Raw genomic sequence first — 24,657 nt, 5'->3', positions numbered from 1 at the left:
ACTAAAACTGTGAAGAGGGAGTTTTAGTGCTATGACGGAAATTGTAAAAGTGCAGGGTTTACAAAAAAAATTCGGGAAATTCAAAGCTTTACGTGACGTGTCGTTCACGGTAAACGCCGGGGAGGTCGTCGGCTTTATCGGGCCAAACGGTGCGGGGAAATCAACCACGATTCGCACTTTGCTTGGCATCATTAATCGGGACGCCGGAGAGGCTAGCATCTTTGGCAAAGATGTTTGGAACGATAGCCTCGAGATTCATAAACGAATTTCTTATGTTCCGGGAGATGTGGCTCTTTGGGGCAGCCTCACCGGCGGCGAAATCATCGATTTATTTATTAAATTGCACGGCGGCGGAGACAAAAATAAGCGCGATTATTTGATTAAGCGTTTTGAGTTGGATCCTAAGAAGAAGGCAAAGGGCTATTCCAAAGGGAACCGGCAAAAAGTTGGCTTGATTGCGGCTTTGTCCGTCGATTCCAATTTGTATATTTTCGATGAACCGACTTCCGGTTTGGATCCGTTGATGGAAGCAGTCTTCCAAGAAGAAGTCGAGAAAATCAAACATGCGGGAAAAGCCATCTTGCTGTCCTCTCATATATTGAGCGAAGTGGAACGTCTGGCCGATAAAGTCGTGATCATCCGCCAAGGCAAAGTGGTTGAAACCGGAACATTGGACGAATTGCGTCACTTAACCCGTTCTACGGTCACGATGGTAACCGAAGGCGATTTGGCCCGGATGGCTTCCGTTAATGGGGTCCATGATTTCAAGCAAACCGGGAATCAAGCGACCTTCTCTGCGGATAATGCATTTATCAATGATATTTTGTCCGAAGCGGCAAAATTGGGCGTCAAGAAGTTCGAATCGGTGCCGCCTACGCTTGAAGACTTATTCATGCGTCATTACGAAGTCTAAGAGCGGGAACGGAGGATACGATCATGCAGGAGAAATTTGCACGTTGGGACACCTTATTTATTCAATATTTGAAACGGGATTGGAAAAAAATCGGGGTCTGGATTTTGGGGTTAGGCTTGTTTTCGGCTGCTTATATCCCGGCTTTTGAAGAAATCGGAAAAGGGCAAGGCTTGCAGGGAATGTACGAGACCTTACAAAATCCGGCGATGATTTCTATGGTTGGTCCGACACCGGTTGAGACCGCGGCGGATTACACTTTAGGTGCCATGTATGCGCACGAAATGTTGTTATTCTGCGGTTTGTTCGCGATGATTATCGCCGCTTTGCATGTGGTAAGCCACACGCGCAAAGAGGAGGATTTGGGACTTACGGAGCTTGTCCGCTCCTTCCGAGTAGGTCGACAAGCCAATTCTTTTGCGGTGACTTCCGAAGTCGTCATCATTAATATATTACTAGCTCTCGTCATTGGCGGAATCATGACCAGCTTTGGCGTAGACACGATCTCGGCCGGAGGATCCTTTTTGTTTGGCGCATCCATTGGGATGGCAGGGATCCTGGGGGCGGTGATTGCCTTGGTTATGGCGCAAATTATGCCGACCTCATCCGCCGCAACGGGAGCATCGCTCGGGATTGTAGGCTTACTTTATATTTTTCGAGCCGGAACGGATGTGTCGAACGCCGACTTCTCTATGATCAATCCGATGGGTTGGACTTATCTGACTTATCCATTTACGGAGAACAATTGGGTACCTCTCATTTTGGCCGTGGCCTTCAGCATCATTGTCGTGATCATCGCTTTTGTCCTTGAAGGCCGTCGGGATATGGGGGCCGGTTATTTACCCGAACGTGAAGGTCGGGAGTCAGCAAAAAAATCATTGCTGTCCGTCCCTGGCTTGTTTACCAAGCTGAACAAAGGCGTAATGATCAGTTGGCTGATTGCTTTCGTCGTCATGGGCGCAGCTTATGGTTCGATTTACGGAGATATGCAGACCTTCCTTGAAAGCAATGAAATCATGAGCCAAATGTTTACGATTTCCGGCGTTTCCATCGAAGAAGCCTTCACCGGGACCATTATGATGGTCATGATCGGATTGGTTTCCATTTTGCCGATTGCCATCGTGAACAAACTTTTCGCGGAGGAATCGCGGCTGCATTTAAGCCAACTTTATGCGACAAAAGTGACGCGGGCTAAGCTCTATTGGACGAATGTCATTTTGGCCATCGTTGCCGGAATCATTGGCATTTTGCTGGCTACAAGCGGACTTGGCGGAACGGCCATTTCTGCCATGGGCGACAGCTCAACGATGGATATGGGAGATTTCTTTGCCTCAAGCTATAATTTCCTGCCATCCGTGTTGTTCTTTACCGGACTTGCCGCTTTGGCTTTAGGTTGGGCGCCAAGACTTGGCAAAGCCGTTTATGCTTATCTTGGTTATTCCTTTGCTTTAAACTACTTTGGCGGCATTTTGGATTTGCCGGAATGGTTCTCGAAAACCGCGGTCCAAAGCTGGATCCCTCGGATGCCGGTAGATCCGTTCGATGCGGCAACCTTTATTTCGCTCTCGGCAATCAGCATTGCCATGATGGGAGTTGGCTATTTGGGATACCGTAAGCGGGATATGGTTGAAGGAGCATAGCCGTCAAAAAATAAGACGGGTCACTTGATTCTTGTCAAATGGCCCGTCTTTCTTTATTTCACCATCGCCAGCGCCAGTCCGTCATACGCCGGCAGCAGCGTGCTAATCAGCCGCTCGTCCCGGGCGATCGTCTCGTTGAACCTGCGCATCGCCTGTACCGACGGCCCGTTTTTGTCCTCGTTCAGGGTCCGTCCGCGCAGCAGGATATTGTCGCCGGCAATCAGCGCTCCCGGATTCGCCAGTTTGATGGCGTATTCGAGATAGTTCGGGTAATTTTCCTTGTCCGCATCGATAAAAAAGAAATCAAACCGTTCCCCCCGCTGCTCCAGGGTCTGCAAACTATCGAGCGCAGGTCCAACCATGTACCCCGCAACCTGCTCAAATCCGGCTTCGTGCAAGTTGGCCCGAGCCAGCTCGGCGTTCTCCTCCTTCAACTCCAGCGACAGGAGCCGCCCGTCCGCAGGCAATCCCCGCGCCAGACAAATGCCGCTATACCCACCCAACGCACCGATTTCCAGCACGGCTTTGGCACCGGCCAGCTTGACCAGCAGCGTCAGCAGCCGACCGTACCCCGGTGCGATCGACACGTCCCGCATCCCGCTGTCCGCGATGGATTGGGTCACCCGCTCCAGCACCTCGTCCTTGGCATATAGTTCATCACCGTATTGTTCCGGTGTCAGCATCTCGATCTTCCTTTCATCCGTTCATTCCTTGATAAGAACCGTTTGTAACTTACAGAACATTGGCCTATACTGAATTGTATGGTTTTTCCGTTATTCTCACAAGTCTATGCGAAGCTGGAGTGATTGACGTAATTATGGCTGGACCTTTGCAATTGATCGCAACCGCCCCAATGGGCCTGGAAGCCGTGGTGGCGCGCGAATTAAAAGAATTGGGTTATGAAGACACGGTCGTGGAAAACGGGAGGGTTCATTTTACCGGGGATCTGATCGACATCTGCCGATGCAACTTGTGGCTGAGAACTTCCGACCGGGTGCTCATCAAAATGGGCGAGTTTACCGCTGTTACGTTTGATGAGCTGTTCGAGGGCACCAAAGCGCTGCCTTGGCAGGACTTTATTCCGGTTGACGGGGAATTCCCCGTGGAAGGCCGTTCCCACAAATCGCAACTCAGCAGCGTACCGGCTTGCCAGGGGATCGTCAAGAAGGCGATCGTCGACAAGCTGCAGCAAGCGTATCATACGGAGTGGTTTGAAGAAACCGGACCGCGTTACGTAATTGAAGTGATTTTACTGAACGACAAAGCGTTGTTGACGCTCGACACCACCGGCCCGGCGCTGCACAAACGCGGCTACCGCAAGCACGCGACGGAAGCGCCGCTGAAGGAGACGATGGCGGCGGCGATGATCCTGCTGAGCCGTTGGAACCAAAACCCGGCGCGTCCGTTCTACGATCCCTGCTGCGGATCGGGCACGCTGCCGATCGAGGCGGCGATGATCGCCTGGAACATCGCGCCGGGCCTGCGGCGTACGTTCAACTCTGAGCGCTGGCCGGTCGTGCCGGAGGAGCTGTGGCAGCAGGCGCGCGACGAGGCGATCGACGCGGTGCGGGACGACGTGCCGCTGAACATTACCGGCAGCGATATCGATCCGGAGGCGATCGAGATCGCCAAAGCCGCTGCTAAGAGCGCCGGGTTAGCGAACGAAATCAAGTTCGCTTGCCTGCCTGCGGTGAGGGTCCAGCCGGAAGGCGATTACGGCGTGATGATGACGAATCCGCCCTACGGGGAGCGGATTGGCGAAGAGAAGGAAGTGCGCAAGCTGATCGCCCAGCTTGGGAGAGTTATGGCCGGGTTGCCGACATGGTCCTTCTTCGCGCTCACTCCGACCAAGCAGTTCGAGCACGATTTCCAGCGCAAAGCGGACAAGCGCCGCAAGCTGTTTAACGGGCGTATCGAATGCCAATATTTGCAGTACCTCGGGCCCCTTCCTCCGCGCCATTAAACGTGGAGGGAGGGTCTCTCCCTTTTTTTATACATGCAACCGCAAGCAAGGAAAGGAGCTGACACTACGTCATGCTGCGTCTGACCTCGAATCGCGGCCTCGGCAGCCGCTTTTTCGTCTATATTTGGTTTATCGCCGCGGTCTTCATGAAACTCTACGTTCTTCATGGTAACCTGCACGCCCGTTATATTGACATGAACCTGCTGGACGATCTGATAGCCATCGGTTCGATTATGCTCGTATCGTTCTGGACCTTATGGCTCCCCCCGCGTGGAAGAGAGGTCGCTTTAGGCATATTGAACGTGCTGCTCACCGTGCTAATCTTCGCCGATTTGGTCTACTATCGGTATTTCGGCGATTTTTTGACGGTACCCGTGTTGCTGCAAGCCGGACAAGTCGGGGAACTCGGCGGCAGCATCCGAGAGTTGATCTCCCCCGCCGATTTATGGCTCATCGCCGATTGGGTCGTTTGGGCCTTACTGATGCTCGCGCTTCGGTTCATGCGTGGGGGCAGCGGCCTTCGCGAGAGCCGGCTTCACGGCTCGTTGGGGGGCCGGACCTCCAGTCACGGCTTTGGCGGAGCCTCCTTCTCCCCCGTTTCCTTCGGTTCGGGAAGCCGGAGAAGCGGCGGACGCCGGTTCGGACGCCTTTTTTCCGGGATTGGCGTCTTTCTGCTCGGCTTTGTTTTGACGATGGGACCGATTCGTTTCTATACTCAGACCTGGGCCGTCGGGTTGTTCGAAAACAACTGGTGGAACGTCTCCTTATACAACGTGACCGGCTTGCTTGGATTTCACTATTATGACGCCAGCCGCTACCTCAAGGAACATCTCGGAAGCGGACAACAGGTCAACGCCGAGGAGCGGGACGAAATCCGTCAGTGGTTTAACGAGGCCAGCCAACGCCGCCAATCGGACAATGACCTGTTTGGGGCATATGCTGGGAGCAATGTCATTGTCATTCAGGCCGAGGCCTTCATGAATTTCACGATCGGTAAAACAATCGGCGGCCAAGAAATCACGCCGAATTTCAACAAACTGATGGACGAAAGCTTATATTTCTCGAACTACTATCATCAAACGGGTCAAGGACGAACTTCGGATGCAGACTTCTCCTCGAATAGCTCGCTGCACCCCCTGCCGACGGGGTCGGTCGCGGTCCGTTACCCGAATCATGCGTTCGACATGCTCCCGCAGATTCTGAAGTCGCAAGCCGGTTATACGGCTGAGGCTTATCATGCGTATGAAGGCAGCTTCTGGAATCGCAACAATATGTATCAAGCGATGGGGTATGACCGGTTCTACAGTAAAAAAGACTTCCAGCTGGACGAACCCCTGGGCTGGTCGTTGGGGGACAAATCTTTTTTTCGGCAGTCGTTAGAGGTGATGTCTCAGGAGAAGCAGCCCTTTTATTCCTTCCTGATCACATTATCCAGCCATCATCCATATTCGCTGCCGGCCTCCATACAGGAGCTGGACACCGGCGAGTTTAAAGGCACGATCTTCGGTGATTATTTGCAAGCCGTGCATTACGTGGACGCGGCGCTTGGAGAGTTCGTAGAGGGCTTGAAGCGGGAAGGACTGTGGGATCGTACGATCTTGGCATTTTACGGGGACCATGACAATTCGATCACCGACAAAGCGGGGTATGAGCAGTTCCTTGGCAAAACGCTGAGCGATTTAGACATGCACCAGATCATGAGTCAGGTGCCATTGCTCATTCATCTGCCTGACGGTGGACATGCCGGCGTCTATCCGGAACCCGCCGGACAGCTTGATCTGACGCCGTCGCTGCTGCATTTGCTGGGCATTGCCACGGATTCCTACTACATGATGGGCAATAACCTGTTTGCCTCCACCGGGCCCGACCGCCCAGCGGACCGTCTGGTCGTTCTGCGTTCCGGCGCCTTTACGGACGGCAAGCTGTACTACATTCCGTCCGCCGACAACCTGTTCACGAACGGCACCTGTTACGATTTGTCCAGCCGTACGCCTGCCGAGATCGAACCGTGCCGGGCTCCCCACGAGGAAGCCATGAAGCGCCTGCGGATCTCCGACGAAGTGATCGCTACCAATCTGATTGCGGACTTCCGCAAGGAAGATCAAGGGGTGAGGCGGTGAGAAACACTTGAATCGCGGACAACCAGCTCAGGGAGCAGTTTGACATTTTCGATGGGCTGGTTGTACCCGTTCATGCGGCGAACTAGCATTTCTGCCGCCGTCCGTCCGATTTCCTCTGCCTGGAGGGATACCGAAGTTAATTTAGGATAAGTGCGGGACGATAGGCTCAAATTATCCATTCCGGCGAGTAGCAAGTCTTCGGGGACGCGAATCTGTTTCTCTTCACAGGCCCGCAGGAAGCCGTATGCCATCAGGTCATTGGCGCAGATAATAGCCTCTGGCAGCAAATGGCTGCCGTCGAACAGGGATAGGCCAGCCAAATATCCACCTTGCTCGGTATAGTCGCTTTCTCGAATCCATTCGGCGCGCAGCGAAAGCTTTGCCTCCTGCAGTCCATCACGGTAGCCTTCGTAGCGTTCACGGCCGGTTTGTTCTTGCAAACGGCCTCCTACATACCCGATGCGGCGAATGCCTTGACTCGCGAAGTGGCGTACCACTTCTTTGATCCCCTCCTGCGTATCGACCCAGACATAATGGAAGTGATCCTTTCCAACCGGCGAAATATATTTGTTCGTTAGCACGACCGGCGCTTGGAGGCGATTCAGCAGATCGATATTTTCCTCGCAAAAATGGAAAGAGACCATGATCATGCCGTCGGCGTATTTTTCCCGCAGTAGTTGGATCGCCCGTTTCTCTTCGTCAAGCCGATTCTTCGTATCCATCAGAATCAGCAAATAACCGTACGGGTCCAGCACATCGTTGATCCCCTGGATCATATCGAAATAAAAAGGATTGCACATATCCGGAACTGTAAACAATACTTTGTTGGACACCCGCGTTTTCAGCATTTTTGCCGATTGGTCAGGGGCGTAATCCATCTCTTCTGCCGCCTGCATGACCCGCTTCCGGGTTTCTTCCTTACAGTACCCTCGGCCAGACAAGGCGCGCGATACAGTTGACGGGGAGATGCCCAGTTTTTCCGCGATATCGTAAATTGTCGCCAAATGATCATCCCATTCTATGAAATCGCTATCAACACTTACTCCTATTTTAGAATAGAACCCCTCATTGAATCAATCGACGGGTTACACAAACAAGCGGCCATCCCTACGGATGGCCGCGATGTTTATGGATTTGGGTGGGCAAATTGCTGTCGATTTGATTCCTCGTCGAACGGCAGGATGTCCGGCAGTGGCATGCGGTCTTTAACCTTCGGCATAGGCGCAAACGGCAAATGCGGCTCGGATTGGTACCAATAGGCCGTGGACGAGAGATCGTCGCTGCGGTGGTTGTTGTGCCCGTGTTCGATGGTTACTTTGATGCTTTCGTCGAACATGACCGGGTCTTGAATATGGTAACGATACACGGAAATTTTCCCGCTCCAGTTAGGTCCTCCGCCAAGTATGATGCCGTGATACGGCGTGCATACCTCCTGCTGCGGGCACCAGGCCGTATTGAAGTAATCCTCCGTTCCCGTTCCGTGCAGGGAAGGCGGCCACGACTCGCCGTCGATAAAGATCATGTCGTCGCCTTCGCCGTACCAGTTCCACTCCCGGGTCTCCCGCAGGTTGTGGATGTTCAAATTGCAGCCGACGTAATGGCCTTTGCCTTGAGCCTCCAAGAGGATGTAGTTGCCGTCCCCGGTCGTGTTTTTGCCGCCGAATTCAAATAACGCGTTGTCAATATCCTTGTCGGGAATCCCTTCCGTTGGACATTCGCGATGCCATTTGGCATGAAAGCGCAGTTCATCTGCCGGCAAGCTTTCATACTCTTCGTAATCGACATAAAAATAAAACTTGATCGTCTGCTCTGCTTCACTTTCCACGGTGATCCGCGCTCCGGAAGCAAAAGGCATCGGAAAATAGCTGATGAATGCCTTCCCGTCCTCCGGGCTCATCATCAGGCAGGCGGAGGTATAGTTTCTTGTAATCCCATGGCCGAGGCCAAAGAAATCGCCGATCGGCGCTTCCACGCTAGGTTCGGTTTCGTCGTCCCAATACATGCGCAACACGATTTTGCGCGGCAGGAACGTTTCTTCCACCGGAGCATCGGTCGCCATCGTCATCCAGACATGCTTGATGCAACCCGCACCGGGGATCCTGCAAATTTCGACGTTGTCCCCGGGTTTAATGCTGAAGTAGTCCTTGTTGCCTCCCGAGCGGTCGTAGCTGGACGCACGCTTGCTTTTGCCTTGACGCTTGCGGGAGAGACTTGACAAATTTTGCACGATCTCCATGTTGTGATCCCTGCCTTTATAAGTTTGGTCAGCCGATATCGGCTATGCAAGTTGCTAGATTCTGCTTTTGAGAAAAGCCTCCACTTCCTCACGGCGGGGCAGCGAAGGAATCGCCCCTCGCCGGGTGACGGTCAATGCGCCTACCGCGTTAGCGAACCGCACGGCTTGCGGGACCGAAGCACCGCGCAGCAACTCTACAGCCAGGGCTCCGTTAAACGAGTCGCCGGCCGCCACCGTATCGACCGGCTTCACCGGGAAGCCTTCCACGCTCGTAAAGCCATCGCGGCCGGCGATCAACGCGCCTTTTTCCGCGAGCGTCACGATGACATAACTTACTCCGCGATCCAACAGCATTTGCGCGCCTCGCCGGACGTTCTCGAGCGAATCGGCAGGTATGCCTGTCAGTAAACTCAGTTCGCTTTCGTTCGGCGTCAAATACGTAACCTTGCGCAACAGCTCATCACTCAGCGTCCGCGCCGGGGCTGGGTTCAGGATGCAAGGCACGCCATACTTCCGGGCCAGCTCCGCGGCTTGCTCAATGACGGAAATATCCATTTCCAGCTGCATTACGAGCATTTGCGCATTTCGAAGGAGCGGCTCCAGCCCCCGAGTCTCCTCCGGCGTAAACTGGAGGTTGGCTCCTGGGACGACGATAATGCGATTTTGTCCGTTGCCGTCCAGAACGATCGAACCGACGCCGGTTGGCGCATGTGCATCGGTCAAGATATGACCGATATCGATCCCCTCTCGCTCCAGCACCGTTCTCATCTCTTCGCCGAACGGGTCGTTGCCGAGCTTGCCCGCCATCGCCACTGAAGCACCGAGCCGGGCGGCCGCGACCGCCTGGTTGGCTCCTTTGCCTCCCGGGAACCGATCGAAGCTGTTGCCGATAATCGTTTCCCCGCTTTCCGGAGCCCGGTTGGCCCCGATGACGAGATCCATCATGAAGCTGCCGATCACCATAATGCCCATGCTTGCGCTCCTCCTTACGAATGGACGTCCGAACCTGTGTTTTTCCGGGACAGTTGGTCACCCAGGCTACCTCCGGGGTGAAACAGATGGAAGCTTTCCTGAGTGAAGCCTTTCACTTTGCATAATGTAACGACCAAGGCGTCGCCGACGGCCAGTTGCAGGAGGGCGCTCGTGGTCGGCGCCAGTCCGAGATGATCGGCTTCCCGCTCGTAGTTGTAGGACAAAACGGCGTTACAACGACGGCCTAGCGTGGAATTATGGTTTTTGGTGATCGCGATGCAAGGCGAGCCGATTTTTTCGATGATTCCGAGTACGTTCAACACCTCGGCCGTTTCGCCGCTATTGGACAGCAGGATCACCACATCTTTCTTTTCGATCATCCCGCTGTCGCCGTGTACCGCTTCGGCGGAATGGACGAAAAATGCTGGCGTGCCCGTACTGGATAAGGAAGCCGCGATTTTTTTGCCGATATGGCCCGACTTGCCGATCCCTGTGACGACGACCTTGCCCGTGCAGTCTTTCAGCATTTCGACGGCCTTCACATATTCTTCGTTGACGTTTTGGCTGGTCAGATAAAGCGCGTGGGCTTCGTTCTCCAGCGCCTCCCGCACCCATTGATCGATCATAGTATCTTTGCTCCTTTCAACTAACAGAATCGAAAACCTTCTCTTGCCGGTTATGGAAGGTCCCTCCCCGTAATCCGGTGCTTTGCAGCATTATCCCGTTTGTTCAGGCCTCGAAGCCGTGAATAGCACAACCCCGGGAACGAAACGATCGGGCGGAGAATCTTATTCCCTCGTGTTCCCTCGCCCCGCTTCATCTCCCTTACCCAAAGGGATAATCGTGCAAAGGAACTTACAGAAATTAGCATGGTCTCTTTAATCAAGGTTCAAAAAGCCGGGTTATCAGCACTGTCTTACTTAATGCCGGTCATTTTGATGCCTTCGACAAGATAGCGCTGCGCCATAAAGAACAACAGCAGCGTCGGCAACGCGGCGATCACCGCGGCGGCCAGCACCACGTTCCACGGCGTGTAATACCCGCCGCCGACGAGGTTGGCAAGCTGTTGCTGCACCACCCACAGCGATTCGCGCTGCGTGATGATCAGCGGCCACAAATACGCGTTCCAGTTGGCGACGAAGAACCCAATCGTCAGCGGGATAATGATCGAACGCGACAGCGGCAGCGCGATCCGGAAAAACGTTCCGGCCACCGACAAGCCTTCGATATAAGCCGCTTCCTCCAGTTCTTTCGGAAAATCGCGGTAAAACTGCCGGAACAGGAAAATCCCGTAGGCATTAAAAATCGACGGTATGATCAGTCCGGCATAAGAGTCCAGCATGCCGAAGCTCTTCGTAATCAGGTAGAGCGGGATCGTAATCACCGCAAATGGCACCATCAGCGTGCTTAACATCCAGGCGAAAATATACTTCCGCCCGGGAAAACGCAAGCGGGCTAAAGCATATCCCGACATCGCGTGAAACAGCATGGCGACGACGGTGACGGTGATGCTGACGACCAGCGAGTTGCCGATCGAACGCAGCAGATGCGTCGTTTGGATCGCTTCGGTAAAATTGCTCCACGCCAGTTCCATGGGAACCCACGTCACGTCGAGCACGTTCTCCTCCGACCGCAAGGAGCTGATCACGAGCAGGTAAATCGGAAACACCATCACCAGTCCCAACAGGACGGCAATCACATTCTGCGGCATTCGCTTCCATGTTCTCACTTGGGTCACCTCCTTAATCTTTGGCGGAAAACAGCTTCATTTGGACGAGGGACAAACAAAAGATAAGCAGGAACAGGACGAATGCCAGCGCCGACGAGTATCCCATGTTCAATAGCTGGAAGCCTTGCTTGAAAATATAGACGACGCTCACCTCCGTGCTGCTCGCCGGCCCGCCTTTGGTCATGACCATGATTTGGTCGAAGACCTGGAAAGAGCCGATCGTCGTCACGATGAGGATAAACGTATTGGTTTCTTTGAGCAGCGGAAACGTAATCCTCCGGAAAATCTGCCAGCGCGAAGCCCCGTCGATCGTGGCGGCTTCGTAATAATCCCTGGGGATTTCCTTAATCGCCGACAGGAAAATAATCATGTTATAACCGACGTTGATCCACAGCAGGATCGCAACAATGCTGTACAGCGCCTGCCCAGGAGAGCCGAGGAATTGCTGCGGCTGACCGCCAAATAACTTGATCACCTCATTAACGATACCGTTGCGCGGATCGAGCATGTACATGCCAATGATCGCGGAAATGACCGAAGTAATGGCATAAGGAATCAAAAACAACGTCCGAGCCGTCGAGACGGTTTTGCCTCTGAGCGCGTTCAGCATCACCGCCGAACCAAGCGATAGACAAAACAGCAGCGGAACGTAGACGACGGTAAACTGCAGTGTTTTTCCGACGGAGTGCCACCAGTCCGCATCCTTGGACAAGCTGACGTAGTTATCAAAGCCGATGAACTTCATCGGGTTCAACGCGTCCCAATCATGCAAGCTGACGTAGAACGCGTAAACGATCGGTAAAAAGACGAAGATGAACAAGCCCAACAGATCGGGCAACAAAAAACAGTAGGCCGTGATTCTTTCCTGCCATAATCTAGTACGCCATTTGCGCGGAATCACTTCAACCCCTCCTCCAAAGAAGATTCGGGGGAGGCGAGCAACCGGTAAGCAACACCCGCCCAGCCCCCAATCCGACATATGCCTAGTTTCTTTATTTCATTGCTTCGTTGATTTTGGCGTCGGCGTCTTTGGCGGCTTCCGCCCCTGTTTTGTTGCCGAACATGACTTGCGTCATCGCATCGCCGATCGCTTCGACGACGTCCGGGTTATACACCGGCTCCGGAATGGCCGATTCATAAATTTCGTTCGTGTACACTTGGCGCAAGCCTTTGTTGTAGATTTCCTTACCGGCTTCCACTACCGATTGGCGGGCAGGGTAAGCGAACTTCGTTTCCGTCGCCCATTTCAGCGGACGGGACGTGTCGGCGTCGGCAAAGGCCCACATGACGAACTTAGCGGCTTCCTCCAAGTTTTTGCTCTTAGCGTTCACGGCGAATTTCCAGCCTCCAGCCGTCGTTACTGATTTGCCCCCGTCAGGAATCGGCAATGGAGCGAGCTTGATCGGAACATCGCCATAGACATCCTCGATCCGGCTGACTGCCCAGGTTCCGCAAATTTGCATGGCTGCCGTCAGCTTGCCCAAATTATCGATCTCCCAAGGGCCGTACTGCAGCTTGGAAGGCGATAGTTTCTCCTGGAAGAACGTGCCCCAGAAATCGAGCGCTTTCGCCGTCTCCGGCGAATTGAACGCCGACGTCTTCCCGTCGTCCGCCAGCACCTTGCCTCCAGCTTGCCATAGGAACGGATAGAAGTTGAAGTTGAAGTAGGCGCCCTTGTCCGGAGGCAGCACGAGACCGGCCACTTTGTCCGTCGTCAGCTTACGGGCGGCTTCCAGCAGCTCATCCCACGTTTTGGGCACTTCGACGCCGGCTTGCTTCAGCATGTCTTCGTTGTAGTAAAGGCCCAGAAGCTCCATCTCGTAAGGCAAAGCCAAAATTTTGCCGTCCACCGTTACCGCATCCAGCGCGGAAGGAAGGAAGTCCTCTTTGATCCCTTCCGGGAAGTACGGCGACAAATCGGCCAGATACCCGGAATTGGAGAATTTCATGAAGTCGCCGGGGCTGATCATGTAAATGTCGGGACCATTGCCGCCGGAAAAGGCGATCGGCAGTTTCGTCGAGGTATAATCAGCTTGATTGTAGGTGGAGTATTCGATTTCCACGTTCGATTGTGAAGCGTTGTACGCTTTGACGAGATCTTGAAAATACTTCTGCTCGGCTTCGGTGTGCATATCCCAGAATTGCAGCTTGACCTTTTCCTTCGTCCCTCCGCCATTTGCGGCTGGAGCTCCGTTCGAACCGGCATTTTCCGCCTGATTGTTCGATCCGCCCGAGCCGCAGCCGGCCAGGAGAAGGAGTAAAAGCGCCATGAGAGCGGGCAAAACGATCTTCCAACGAGTCTTCTTCATCTCTTATGAATCCCCTTTCATTTGTGGTCGACTTCAGTATAGTCGCCGGGGATTCATGCTCGTAACGGGAAATAATTTCGGAGGGTGGATTATTTTTCGCTGTCCGTCAGGTTGTCGGTAATTTGCCGATAGGTGCTGGCAGCAAGATCATCGGGCAGCGCTCCACCGTACAGCAGACGCTGGAGCGAATCCGTGAAAATGCCGCTGATTTCCGCTGGATACTGTGGCTCCTGCCGCTCCGTACCGTAAATCTGCTCCGTGAACACCTGGCGCAAGCCTTTTTGGTACAATTCACCGCCCGCTTCCATAACCGATTTGCGTGGGGAATAGGCAAACTTGACCTCACTGACCCACTTCAGCGGAAGTTCCGGTTCGCCGGCAAACGCCCACATCACGAATTTCTTGGCCTCGTCCGCGTTTTTGCTGAAATGGTTCACGCCAATCTTCCACCCTCCGGCGATCGTGACCGGTTGTCCTCCGTCAGGCACGGGAAGCGGAACGACGCCGATCGGTTTGTCGGCGTAAATCGTCTCCAGCATGCGGATATTCCAGGTGCCGCTGACCTGCATCGCCGTTTCGCCGCTGGCTAGGATGCCGATGTCCGTCGTTGGGCGGGACGGGTGCATATTCAGCAGTCCCCGATCCGCCATGTCGCGGAAGAACCGGAACATCTTGTCGGCGCCGGGAGCATCCAAACCCGAGGTCCGACCGTCTTCCGACACCAAATCCGCCCCGGTCTGCCACAAAAAAGGGAGCCAGGCGAAATTTTGATACACGCTTTGGAACGTCTCCATCGTCAGCCCGCTGACGCCCGGCGACTTCAACGCCTGAGCCGCTGCTTCCAATTCCGCCCAAGTCGCCGGCGGTCGAATCCCTTTCTCGCGGAACATCGCTTCGTTGTAGTACAAGCCCAGCAGTTCCGTTTCGAACGGCACCGCGTAAATTTGCCCGCCCAGCGTTACCGATTCCAGCGCCGCATCGTTGAAATCCTGCCGGATCTCCGGCGAGAACTCCGCGGTAAGCGGCTCCAGAATCCCAGCATTCTCGAACCGCCGGATCGTTCCCGGGGATACGAAAAACACGTCCGGCCCATGCCCCGAAGCAAACGAAGCCAGCAGCTTGCTATCAGTAAAGTAGTCGTCGCTCGAGATGAAATCGACCTGGATTTCCACGTTCGGATGCTCCCGCGTATATTGCTCGCCCAGCCATTTCCAGAACTCGAACTCCTGGCCGGTATGAAAGCTCAGCAGATGCAGGACGATCCGGTCCGGGTCGGCCTGCGTGACTTCCGGATGATCCAGCAAAATATCAAGGTCCCCGCGTTCCGCCGAAGGCTGCGGCGACGGCCGGCAAGCGGCAAGCAGCAGCGTTACGGCCATGACCGGCAGCAGCCAACGCCAAATCGCCCTACTTTTCATCGTCCTCGTCCTTCCGGTAGAAAAATTGCCGATACTCTCCCGGCGTCACGCCCTCCGTTTTTTTGAACAGCCGCGAGAAGTATTTCACGTCCTGGTACCCGACCATCTCCGAAATGTTATACAGCTTCAGATCAGGGTCCATCATCAGGTTTTTCGCCTTATCCATCCGAAACTGGGTCAAATACTCGATTAACGACATCCCCATCTCCTGCTTGAAAAAGGAGCTGAAATAACTGCTGCTCATGCCTGCCTTGCCGGCCACGTCGTTCAGTGAAATATCCTGCATGTAGTGGCGATGGATAAAGCCGACCGCCGTTTCCAGCGTCCGGTTGTGCTTCTGCTGCTTTTTCCATTCCGCCTTGTCGATCGCAGCCGCCGTCAGCTCATCGACGAACCGGATGAACTCGTCGGCGGAGAAATTCACCTGAAACCATTCGTAAGGCTTAAGCTCATCTTGGAAGACCAGCGCGGTGATTCTCTGCTCGTGCACATAGCGAACGACGGAGGATAATAACTGAAGGCAATACCCGTGAAAGACCGGGTAAACGACGTTTTGCTCCAGTACCGTGCCGACGAAGCGGCGCAGCGTTTCCCGCGCCCGCGCGCCGTCTCCTTCGCGAAGCGCTAACACGAGCGCCTCGTCCAGTTCGCTCGGATAGCCGGGGGCGTTCCCGTTTCCTTCCGTGTTCGCCAATTCCCCATGCTCATGCACGAGACCGCTCCCGTAAATCCAACGGTTCAACAACGCTTCGCGCGCTTCAGCAAAGGCGTGGGGCAGCTCGGCGAATTCGCCCGCGCGGCCGCTGATCCCCACCGAAATGGAGATCCGCACCCAACGGCGAACCTCATAAATCATCGATTCATAAACGTCCCTTGGACAAGGCCCGCCGAGCAGCAGAAAATAGATTTGCGACGCGCTCGCAAACAAAAACCGGCTGCCCAGACCCTCCCGGTTTTGCAGAATTTCGTACGCGACATTCCGTACGGCAAACACCACCAGCTGACGGTCTCCCCATTGGTCTTCGGTCACCAGCTCGTCGAAATCCTCAATATCGATCGCGATGACGCAATAATTCTTGACGCCTTCGGGAAGTTGGCCGCGCAGCCGGTCCAGATGGTCGGCGGAGTCCTCGATGCCTAGCAGCCAATCCTTCCACAACTTGGCGTAGTGGAAGTCGGCGGAAATCGCCGAAGCGCCGGTTACCGGCTTGCTGATTTCTTTTTTCAAACGACCGAGCAGATCACGAACTTCATCCGGTTTCAGCGGCTTGAGCAAATAGTCGAATGCCCCGAACCGGATGGCGGTTTTGGCGTATTCGAAGTAACCGTACCCCGACAAAATGACGACCTGAACCGGATATTCCCGCAGCACGTTCAGCAAGTCCAAACCATTCATGTTCGGCATACGGATATCAGTAATCACGAGATCGGGCATATCCCTGCGCACGAGCTCCAGCGCTTCGTTTCCGTTCTTGGCTTGGCCCACGACCGTCCATTCGGCGTCCAGGGCGGGAATCAGCTTGGTGAGTCCGCTGCGGACCTTCGGCTCATCGTCGACGATCAATGCTTTATACATGTCATATCCCCCTGTTTGATTGATCTAGGTTTCGCCTTATCAAGCGATTGCCGGAATGACGATCGTAATCGTCGTTCCTTGCCCGTAAACGGAGTTGACCTGAACGCCGAACTCCGGCCCGTATTCCAGCTTCAGACGGTCGTTCAGGTTATACATCCCGATGCCGTGCACCAACCGGTCGCGAATCATTTGCAGCTTTTCCTCGGAAATCCCGATGCCGTTATCCTGGATGCGGATCAAGATGGCCCGGCCGTCCTCTTGCAGCGCCATCGACACATCAATGCGCCCGCCCGATTCCATCTCCTCCATCCCGTGTAAAATGGAGTTTTCCAGGTAGGGCTGTAGCAGCAGGCGTGGCACTTTATAGCCGTAAATGGACGGATCGACGTCAAACCCGATTTCGAACCGTTCCTCAAACCGCATCTCTTGCAAATAGGCGTAATTCCTTGCCCATTTCAGTTCCTCTTCGATCGTGACCAGCGGAGCGCCCGGCCGGATCGCGTAACGCATGATATCGCTCAGCGACGTAATCATGCCGCTGATCTCCGGCTGTTCCTTTTCGATCGCGATCCAGTTCATCGCGTCCAGCGTGTTGTAGACGAAGTGGGGATTGATCTGCGCTTGCAGCGCTTTGACCTCCGCTTCTTTTTCCTGTTCGGAGATGACCTTCACTTCGTGGATCAAGTCGTTGATCCGGCTGCTCATGCTGTTGAAAGAGCTTTGCAGCAACCCGATTTCGTCCTCCGACTGCGCCTGTAGTCGATATTCGAAATTGTCTTTCTGGATCCGTTTCATCGCCACCGCCATCTGGCGGATCGGTTTGGTGATGTAGTGGGTCGTCAGCCAGGCCAGCAGCACGAATAACAACGCGAAGACGCATAACGTAACGATAAAAAAACGCTTCAGCGAACCTGATTCTTGCCCAACGTCCGACTGTGGGATTAACGAAAAATAGTACCAGCCATTGTAGTCGGAGCGCTCCATGCCGATGCGGTAAGGCTTCCCGTTCAAGTCCTGCCGGGATAACGCGTCCCCGCTTGCGACCATCTCCTTGAAAAAGGCCTGATCCGCAAGCTTTAGCCGGTAGGCCTCGTCGTTGCCGTGCCATACGATGTTCCCGTCGCCGTCCGCGATCAAAATGACGCCCTGCGGACTCACGCTGACGCCTTTCACGATGCGATCCAGCGCGGAAATTTTGACGTTCATCATCAGCACGCCGATATTTTGCAAGGAATCCGTCACGTCTTTTACCAGCATGCCTGCCGGGATGTAGTAGGTCGAGTAGTTGAAATAGTTATTCGCGGGCATTTCGTACGTCGGCAGCCACGTAATTTGCCCCGCCCTCGCCTCGACAGCCCCCGTCCATTCGGGATGCCGCTCCAGGATCGGCCGGAACACGCCGGAGCCCTTGATGTCGGCAAAATACATCGCCCCATTCCTCGCGAGCAGGTAAATCGAGTCGATGTCCTCCTTGCCGCGCAGCGAATCGCGCAGAAACCGATTGACCTTGTCTTCGGCGTTCGGCTGGACCCCTTTCGAATTTCGGCCGTCCATCCGGCTAAGCTGCTCGATGAGCGGCCCGTTGTCGTAAATCGCGAGCATGCGGTTTTCAATCTCCGACAGCAGCTGGTCAACGTTGCTCCGGACCAGATGAAGCGACTGCAGCGCTTCGCGGTCGGCCCGCTCGGCAGCGAAATTGCTGGAGCTCCGGTAGAAAATAAATCCGGCAAACACCAGCGGCGTCAAAATAAACAGCACAAGCATCAGCATCAGCTTGTTCCGGAGTTTGGCGTTTTTGAGCCTAGTCCACATCAGGGCGTTTCTCCTCCAGTCATAAAGCGCTTACATGATGGGAATTCCAAATTGTGGGATCGATTGCAGATCTCTAACCAAAGTATACGACCCCGTTTCCGTTTCGGCAAAAGAAATCGGATTCATCCCTGAAATTCCCGGTTTCAGCCGCCCCATTCCAGCCTCAAATGTCCAATTCCGGATGATGCGCTTTGATTCGCAAGTAACTTTCCGCCGCTGCCCCGTTGCCCCAATCGAAAATCGTAAACTCGCCCATCCCGACTCCCTGCTCGTTCACCTCCCCTCCATGCCCGTAGTTTTCCATCATAAAACCGTAATCCCGTTCCCCGAAAAAAGGAAACGCTTCCTCCCATTGCGCTTTCGTCTTCGGATTTTCCGGGCAATACATCATGACGAAGGAGGCCTTAAGCGCGGCCAGCCCGCGTTCGAGATATTCGGTTCTGCCCAGCTCGCGGCCGTACTCCAGAATCAGCTCGGCGAACAGGCTTTGCCGGGAATCGTTCCATTCGCCGTCGGCGTTCATGACCCCGAATCCTCCCAATACATCGACATGCAGGTACGGGGGCTGCCAAGAGGCTTGCGTCATCAGCATTTCGTCCAGACATCGCTCCCCTGTCGCTAAATAATGCGGTTCCCCGGTACGTCGGAAGCATCCGAGAAAAGCCTCCGCCGCCCAAAACATCGATAAATTGCACTGCTTATACATATTGTTGCGCGCATACTTCCGGCCGACATGATCCTTGCCGCCAAACCCCGAGCAGGACCAGTACGTTTCGAAATCTTCCCAGCGCCCCTCGGGTACCACCTGCTCCGCGACCGCCTTCGCTGCCTGCAGCGCGGCTTGAGTATAGCGGGCCTGGCCGGTCATTTCGCCAAGCTGGAGCAAAAAAGTGACGGTAACCGCCGTTTCCGGCGAATCACGCAACGCTTCGAGCGGTTCCAGGGTATGCCAATCCAGCCAAGCGGGAAAAAAACCAAGCGCATCCTGAAGCGCGATCAACGCGTCCCCGTAACGAACGGCATAGGCCAACAACCGCGGGTCCCGCTCCAGCTCCCCGTACCACCGGAGCATCCATAGCGCCGTCCAGCTCATATCAGCGATATGATAAGGCGCCTCTTTGATCCGTCTGTCCGACAGCGGATTGCGGTCGGAATTTCCCCAATACGCAGTGTCCCAACCTTTGGAGCGGCGGACAAGCGCGCCTCCGAGTTGGACCTGCTCCATCTCCGTGGCGATCACCGACGGAAAAAAACCACCGCGCTGCGGGGCGGACAACGCCAGCTCCTTCGTCAATCTGGCCCGCCGGATCAGGTCCGAGTCATTCTGTTCCCGGCCATAACGGAACACGCCCGCTGCTGAGCGAAGCGAACTGAACCACGCCTGATTCCAGATGGAGCGGGTTTCCCGTTCGCTTGCCGGTCCGGGGAAGTTCGGGCTTTGCGTAACGTTGACGATGAACGCCGGGGCCCCTACCCGGGTCCCGTTCAGCTCGAACTCCTGCCACACCTGCCGTTCCCAATGCTCGAACGCCCAACGGTACGCGTGACACACGAACGATTCCAGCGGCGCGGTTAAGGGAGCCCCAGTCCGGTAAAGCGGCGCCCCCCACCGCTCCCAAAGGAACCGCAAGACCGTTCGCCACGGGTTGGTCAGCGCCTCCGGCGCATCGCTGACCATCAGGTAAAAGCCAACCTTCACGCTGCCTGCGGCGTAACTAGCTCCGGGCTTTCTTTCGTAAAGCACGTGTTCCTTTACCCGGCTTTCGCCCATGCCCAGCACAAGCTCGTTTCGGGAAGCGTCATTATCCATGTACCAGCGGACCTGCGTCCCTTCTCCCAGCACGTCGAGGTCGGGAATCAGCGCCAGCATCCGCCGGTTATCCCGGACGATCAACGCCGGAGAGCGGAAGCTGTGCTGATCGATCACATGGCAGTCGGTCGGGGTCAAATGGGGCGCCCAATGGAAAGAGGGGGCAAAGGCCGGTATGACCTTTACCCTCCAATCATCCTGCCGGACCGGACGATCCAGGCGAAACGTCAGCCCAAATCGGTACACGCCGGGTTCCGGCTCGCTGCCATTCACCTCCGGCTCCTTACCCCCGATGAAATCGTACGCGATTGACGCTACGAATTCCGACAGGTCCGGGCCGAGCGAGATGTTGCCTAGCATGTCATTCCCTCCTTGGATTCGCTTAAATGACTTCCAGCCCGTCGTTATCCGGTAGCTGCGGATAAGCCGCATGCGGCTCCGATTGATACCAATAGCTAACGGAGGCGATGTCGTCCTGCAGCGGTAAATACCGGCCGCCGGAACGCCAACCGAGCGCCTGAATCGTGACGCGCAGATCGCTTTCGAACCGGATCGGGTCCATCACGTGCCAGCGGTACATGCCGAAGCGTTGCTGGCTCCGATACAAGCCGTCCGGCTTAATGATCTGATGGAGACCTAAGTAAGCCGTAGAAAAGGAGGCGTATTCTCCTTTCGGCTGCTCGAAATTCCAGGCACCGCCGAAGTAATCTTCCGTGCCCGTGCCGCAAATGGTCGGATACTCCTGATCCCCGTCCATGTAGAACTTGATCTCCCCTTCGCCCCACCAACCGTTGTTGTTCACCTGCCAAGCCAGATAAGTGCCCACGTAGTGGCCTTTTCCGCGGACGCCATCCAACAGCACGTGCACGTCCTTATAGCGAAGCGGATTACTTCTTCTCCATTGGGCATGGAAATAAGCGGCATCGTCCGGGACCTCAGTCAAGGTGTAATCGATTTGATAATACAAGACGACCGACGACCCCATCCGGTTTTCGACCGTGATTTTGGCTTTTTGTCGGAACGGCATCACCCAATAGCTGTTCATCCCGCCGGCTGGGTTCACCGCTACCGGCAGCGAGTTGACGTTGCTGCGCTCGCACCAGCCGTTGCAGAAGAAATCGCCCAGTGGCGTTTCCACGCTCGGCTCGCTCTCGCCGTCCCAGTACATCCGTAAAATCAGATGTCGCCAGCTGTCCGGGAAGCAGGTCAGCCAAATATGCTGAATCGCTCCCGGCCCGTCAATGTCCGCTACCGTAAAGGTCTGCCCCGGCGCGATGTTCACCGACGGCGATATTTTCCAGCCCTGGCCGAGGTCGCGGGCGCATTCCGCCCCCGTGCCTTCGGTGGCCATGCCGCCTTGGCCTTTGGTGCCGGTAAAATTCTCAGCGCTGATCGAGCGCGTCTTCGCCGGCGACATCCGGTACAAGTTGCCTAATCCTAGATCTAGTCCGTTAAATGGGTTCATGGTCATCTCTCTCCTTGTTAGATGTTGTTCATTCGAAAATAGCGGAACTTTAGGGTCTTATTTCCCGAAGTTGCCCCTTCTCATTACCAATAGGGGAACTTTTGGGCCTTATTTTTCAATTCTTCCCTATACTTTTCACTTGCCGCCGTCTCTACCAGTAATCTAACGGACCCCAGAAACGCTATTGGACCGCATTTGGGCAGCTTCCAATTCTAACGGAACTAGGTAACCTTATTTCGTTCAATACCGGCGTATGAGTCACCAAAGGGGGCCAATAAGGTCTCTCGAGTCCGTTACAGCGGGAAATAGCCGGGAAATACGAAAATAAGGTCAATACGTTCCGTTACATTCGTTTCGATCCGTTGCGCCGTTGCAATTTGGTACGCTCCGTTGCGACCGTTACGAGCCGCACTTACTCGCGCCACGGATGTCTTGGCTACTTACGGTTCAGGGATGCAGCAACGCTTCCAACAAAACGACGCTACGCGGCGGGATCGTCAATTTGAGCTCCCGTGCAATCGCCTGGACGGTTTCGGATTTCCGATGCTCCGGTCCCGGCGAATACACATGGCAACGCATCTCCGTGACAAGTTCGGACACGGGAAGATCGCCCGGGCATACCGCCACCTCCCGAACTTCCTCGCCTATATTGGCGAAGAATAACCCGACGCTTTCGTCGCGGTATTTCCATACCGCATGAACGATCCTCTCCACGCTTAAGCTCCCCGCATCGTTATACTCCGGGGAACCGATCCCGTGGTTGTAGTGGAACCAATCCAACGTCACCCGGCCGGAATCTAGGGGAAGCGGCGGCAGCATTTCGCCGTAAGCGAGATACTTATTGCCCGCGCCGGTTCGCAAAGCCGCAAATAAGCCCAGGTAGTCGGCGCGCTCCTCCGCAAAAGCATACCCCCGCGGCTCGAACGCGGCGTAATGCTCGTCGCTCCCGTTCTCCACGCCGTCCAGTTCTTCCATCGGGCTGTATTCGTAATTAAGCTCGTACAGCCCACCCCACAAATACGTTCGCGCCACCGTGAAATAAAACAGGTCGCCGATTTCCGCCGTCAGCTTGCCCCAGCCGTCCAGCCTGACGGGACCGTACTCGTGGTACACGTAGGCAAACAGCGGAACCAGCTCCGCGTCCCCCGATTTCAGCAGGTCCCGGAACGGGTAACCCTCCAATGGAGCGGCCGGTTGACCGCCGGCGCGGGCCTGGTAGAAGTCGAGCACGTCCAGAACCGTCTCGTTCATCATCTCCGTGCCCATCGGCACATATCGTCCTGCCACTTGCCCCATCGCCGCTTTCGTCTCCGCATAATTGGTCCGGTAAGCCTCGTTAATCGCTTTGCCCCCGCCGACCGGGTGCCCGTGACTTACGTCAAGGCACGTCTTCAGGATGTTGTTCGCCGAAATGTCGTAGTAAATCGCATCCACGTCCGCTTCCCGTTGAAGCGCTTCGTCCCGGCGCCGATGAAACTCTCGGGTAAAGGGGGCTGCCGGACAGAGGAAAGGGAACCGGTAAGCATCGATGCTCTTTTTGTCCTCCGGAAAACGTTGGGCGGCCGCTCTGGCCCGTTCCCCGTCCGCCCCGCCGAAATTGAACAGATAATCGAATTCGAACGGAGCAAACCGATCGCCTTGCTCGCGGATACAAGCGATGTTGTCCGGGTTGAAGCGGGTCGGGAACCAGTCATCATAGCCACCGGGCACTCCCCGACCGAACGTCTGCGGCGCATTGCTCCAATCCGGACCGAGGATATGGAATAGCGGCGTCCCGATCCGCTCGCGGTACTTACGCAGCCACTTCGTCCGGTCGTAGCCGGCATTGATGCCGAACGTGGCCGCGCCCGCCTCCTCGTACAACCAGCGGAACAACTCCACATCGCCGCGGTCCCGCCGCTCCGCCAAAGTTCCTCTCGCGCACCACGGCTGTTGAACTGCCCAAGCCTTATAGAGACCGGCTGCTTCAGGCCAACCCCGGCCGCGTAGCAGCCGCATCTCCATCGCGTAAGGAACCTCGATACCTTTGCCGGCACCGATATCCTCGCAGGCGTGAATGAAGGACGCTTCCAGCCGGCCGCAATCGTTCTTGTAGAAGTTGAGCCACTTGGCATAACCCTCCGGATCCAGCGCCGCAAAATACAAACCGCCGCGTCCCTTGCCATAATAGGCAAAAAACTGCATCGCCGCGCCGGAGAAGCTCTCCGGATAAGGCATGTAGCGGAAGCCCATTCCATCCTGCCGGAAATGCTTTAACGGATTTCGGACCTGAAATCCCGTGGCAAAGCTGTGGATGACAACGTCGTCCTCGCCTCCGTCCGTGATCGCCCCGAGACCCGAAAGGATCGGATACTCCAAGCTGATGACAGGCGGTCCGTCTGCGGCGTTATCCACCCCGCAGCGAAATTCCAGCTGATCCGCATCCTCCTGCAACCGGATCGTTCCGGTAACCACCGGCCCTGCCTCGCTTTGCCAGCGGAGCAGGCACTCCCGATATCCCTCACCTTGCCGGACTTCGTAAGTAAATCCGCGAAACCCGCCCGAAGTACCGGCTTCGGTCTCCAGCCGAAAGACGTCGTCCCCGAGGCGTCCCGCTTCGACGTATTCCCGTCCATTTGAAGGATCGCGCAGGGAAACGATCGCGCCGTTCTCCTCTCTGAGTCCCACGTACAGATGGGAGTTTTCCAATTCGATCAC

The 24,657-nt window shown here is 55.3% G+C and carries 18 protein-coding genes; 4 read left to right on the top strand and 14 right to left on the bottom strand.

Features of this window, described 5'->3' with window-relative positions:
- Positions 1-31 precede the first annotated feature (31 nt).
- Together MKZ15_RS08150 and MKZ15_RS08145 are read left to right on the top strand one after the other, a co-directional pair.
- Positions 32-913, top strand: a complete 882-nt coding sequence (locus MKZ15_RS08150) for an ABC transporter ATP-binding protein (RefSeq protein ID WP_339821128.1) — start codon at positions 32-34, stop codon at positions 911-913.
- Positions 914-936: 23 nt separating this feature from the next.
- Positions 937-2,550: a tetronasin resistance protein gene (locus MKZ15_RS08145; RefSeq protein WP_339821126.1), complete on the top strand. Its 1,614-nt coding sequence runs from the start codon at positions 937-939 to the stop codon at positions 2,548-2,550.
- 53 nt (positions 2,551-2,603) lie between these two features.
- Here MKZ15_RS08145 and MKZ15_RS08140 read toward each other — a convergent pair whose 3' ends face one another.
- Entirely contained in the window at positions 2,604-3,233 is a 630-nt protein-coding gene (locus tag MKZ15_RS08140) for an O-methyltransferase (RefSeq protein WP_193418414.1), read from the bottom strand.
- 134 nt (positions 3,234-3,367) lie between these two features.
- Between MKZ15_RS08140 and MKZ15_RS08135 the strand changes: the two genes are divergently transcribed.
- Together MKZ15_RS08135 and MKZ15_RS08130 are read left to right on the top strand one after the other, a co-directional pair.
- Entirely contained in the window at positions 3,368-4,513 is a 1,146-nt protein-coding gene (locus MKZ15_RS08135; protein WP_155604999.1) for a class I SAM-dependent RNA methyltransferase, read from the top strand.
- A 71-nt stretch (positions 4,514-4,584) separates the two neighbouring features.
- Positions 4,585-6,633 carry an LTA synthase family protein gene (locus MKZ15_RS08130; RefSeq protein WP_339821124.1) on the top strand — a complete coding sequence of 683 codons (2,049 nt, stop codon included), beginning with the start codon at positions 4,585-4,587 and terminating at the stop codon, positions 6,631-6,633.
- On the opposite strand, the gene MKZ15_RS08125 is transcribed toward MKZ15_RS08130, so the two are convergent.
- The 13 genes from MKZ15_RS08125 to MKZ15_RS08065 form a co-directional block, all read right to left on the bottom strand.
- Positions 6,615-7,637, bottom strand: coding sequence for a LacI family DNA-binding transcriptional regulator (locus MKZ15_RS08125; protein ID WP_193418417.1), 1,023 nt, complete (start codon positions 7,635-7,637; stop codon positions 6,615-6,617). The genes MKZ15_RS08130 and MKZ15_RS08125 overlap by 19 nt on opposite strands.
- Before the next feature lie 122 nt (positions 7,638-7,759).
- Positions 7,760-8,869: a glycoside hydrolase family 172 protein gene (locus MKZ15_RS08120; protein ID WP_339821123.1), complete on the bottom strand. Its 1,110-nt coding sequence runs from the start codon at positions 8,867-8,869 to the stop codon at positions 7,760-7,762.
- A gap of 54 nt (positions 8,870-8,923) precedes the next feature.
- On the bottom strand, positions 8,924-9,841 hold the full coding sequence (rbsK, locus tag MKZ15_RS08115; protein ID WP_339821122.1) for a ribokinase: 918 nt from the start codon (positions 9,839-9,841) through the stop codon (positions 8,924-8,926).
- A gap of 14 nt (positions 9,842-9,855) precedes the next feature.
- Positions 9,856-10,467, bottom strand: a complete 612-nt coding sequence (locus MKZ15_RS08110) for an SIS domain-containing protein (protein ID WP_213621936.1) — start codon at positions 10,465-10,467, stop codon at positions 9,856-9,858.
- A 290-nt stretch (positions 10,468-10,757) separates the two neighbouring features.
- Positions 10,758-11,570: a carbohydrate ABC transporter permease gene (locus tag MKZ15_RS08105; RefSeq protein WP_213621937.1), complete on the bottom strand. Its 813-nt coding sequence runs from the start codon at positions 11,568-11,570 to the stop codon at positions 10,758-10,760.
- Positions 11,571-11,583: 13 nt separating this feature from the next.
- Complete coding sequence (locus MKZ15_RS08100) at positions 11,584-12,471, bottom strand: sugar ABC transporter permease (protein ID WP_213621938.1); 888 nt, start codon at positions 12,469-12,471, stop codon at positions 11,584-11,586.
- Between the two features lie 91 nt (positions 12,472-12,562).
- Entirely contained in the window at positions 12,563-13,879 is a 1,317-nt protein-coding gene (locus tag MKZ15_RS08095; RefSeq protein ID WP_193418426.1) for a sugar ABC transporter substrate-binding protein, read from the bottom strand.
- 89 nt (positions 13,880-13,968) lie between these two features.
- Positions 13,969-15,297 (bottom strand): extracellular solute-binding protein, encoded by a 1,329-nt coding sequence (locus MKZ15_RS08090; RefSeq protein ID WP_339821118.1) that lies wholly within the window; start codon positions 15,295-15,297, stop codon positions 13,969-13,971.
- The gene (locus tag MKZ15_RS08085) at positions 15,287-16,873 is read right to left on the bottom strand and encodes a response regulator (protein ID WP_339821116.1); all 1,587 of its coding nucleotides are present in this window, start codon (positions 16,871-16,873) and stop codon (positions 15,287-15,289) included. The genes MKZ15_RS08090 and MKZ15_RS08085 overlap by 11 nt, the downstream gene beginning before the upstream one ends.
- A 39-nt stretch (positions 16,874-16,912) precedes the next feature.
- On the bottom strand, positions 16,913-18,685 hold the full coding sequence (locus MKZ15_RS08080; protein ID WP_193418429.1) for a sensor histidine kinase: 1,773 nt from the start codon (positions 18,683-18,685) through the stop codon (positions 16,913-16,915).
- A gap of 163 nt (positions 18,686-18,848) precedes the next feature.
- Complete coding sequence (locus tag MKZ15_RS08075) at positions 18,849-20,855, bottom strand: hypothetical protein (protein ID WP_339821114.1); 2,007 nt, start codon at positions 20,853-20,855, stop codon at positions 18,849-18,851.
- Positions 20,856-20,877: 22 nt separating this feature from the next.
- Complete coding sequence (locus MKZ15_RS08070) at positions 20,878-21,960, bottom strand: glycoside hydrolase family 172 protein (protein WP_339821112.1); 1,083 nt, start codon at positions 21,958-21,960, stop codon at positions 20,878-20,880.
- 447 nt (positions 21,961-22,407) lie between these two features.
- Positions 22,408-24,657, bottom strand: a complete 2,250-nt coding sequence (locus MKZ15_RS08065) for a DUF6259 domain-containing protein (RefSeq protein WP_339821110.1) — start codon at positions 24,655-24,657, stop codon at positions 22,408-22,410.

Origin of the sequence: Paenibacillus sp. FSL R7-0216, from assembly GCF_037969915.1 — a bacterium.
Lineage (GTDB): Bacteria > Bacillota > Bacilli > Paenibacillales > Paenibacillaceae > Fontibacillus > Fontibacillus rhizolycopersici.
The sequence above is the reverse complement of the archived record's forward strand: the minus strand, read 5'-3'. Positions and strand labels throughout refer to the sequence as shown.

Bases quoted from the DNA above. Each gene is read 5' to 3' on its own strand.
- MKZ15_RS08120 (WP_339821123.1), bottom strand. From the start codon at position 8,869: ATGGAGATCGTGCAAAATTTGTCAAGTCTCTCCCGCAAGCGTCAAGGC.
- rbsK (WP_339821122.1), bottom strand. From the start codon at position 9,841: ATGGGCATTATGGTGATCGGCAGCTTCATGATGGATCTCGTCATCGGG.
- MKZ15_RS08145 (WP_339821126.1), top strand. From the start codon at position 937: ATGCAGGAGAAATTTGCACGTTGGGACACCTTATTTATTCAATATTTG.
- MKZ15_RS08070 (WP_339821112.1), bottom strand. From the start codon at position 21,960: ATGAACCCATTTAACGGACTAGATCTAGGATTAGGCAACTTGTACCGG.
- MKZ15_RS08090 (WP_339821118.1), bottom strand. From the start codon at position 15,297: ATGAAAAGTAGGGCGATTTGGCGTTGGCTGCTGCCGGTCATGGCCGTA.
- MKZ15_RS08135 (WP_155604999.1), top strand. From the start codon at position 3,368: ATGGCTGGACCTTTGCAATTGATCGCAACCGCCCCAATGGGCCTGGAA.
- MKZ15_RS08095 (WP_193418426.1), bottom strand. From the start codon at position 13,879: ATGAAGAAGACTCGTTGGAAGATCGTTTTGCCCGCTCTCATGGCGCTT.
- MKZ15_RS08140 (WP_193418414.1), bottom strand. From the start codon at position 3,233: ATGCTGACACCGGAACAATACGGTGATGAACTATATGCCAAGGACGAG.
- MKZ15_RS08110 (WP_213621936.1), bottom strand. From the start codon at position 10,467: ATGATCGATCAATGGGTGCGGGAGGCGCTGGAGAACGAAGCCCACGCG.
- MKZ15_RS08130 (WP_339821124.1), top strand. From the start codon at position 4,585: ATGCTGCGTCTGACCTCGAATCGCGGCCTCGGCAGCCGCTTTTTCGTC.
- MKZ15_RS08150 (WP_339821128.1), top strand. From the start codon at position 32: ATGACGGAAATTGTAAAAGTGCAGGGTTTACAAAAAAAATTCGGGAAA.
- MKZ15_RS08080 (WP_193418429.1), bottom strand. From the start codon at position 18,685: ATGTGGACTAGGCTCAAAAACGCCAAACTCCGGAACAAGCTGATGCTG.
- MKZ15_RS08085 (WP_339821116.1), bottom strand. From the start codon at position 16,873: ATGTATAAAGCATTGATCGTCGACGATGAGCCGAAGGTCCGCAGCGGA.
- MKZ15_RS08075 (WP_339821114.1), bottom strand. From the start codon at position 20,855: ATGCTAGGCAACATCTCGCTCGGCCCGGACCTGTCGGAATTCGTAGCG.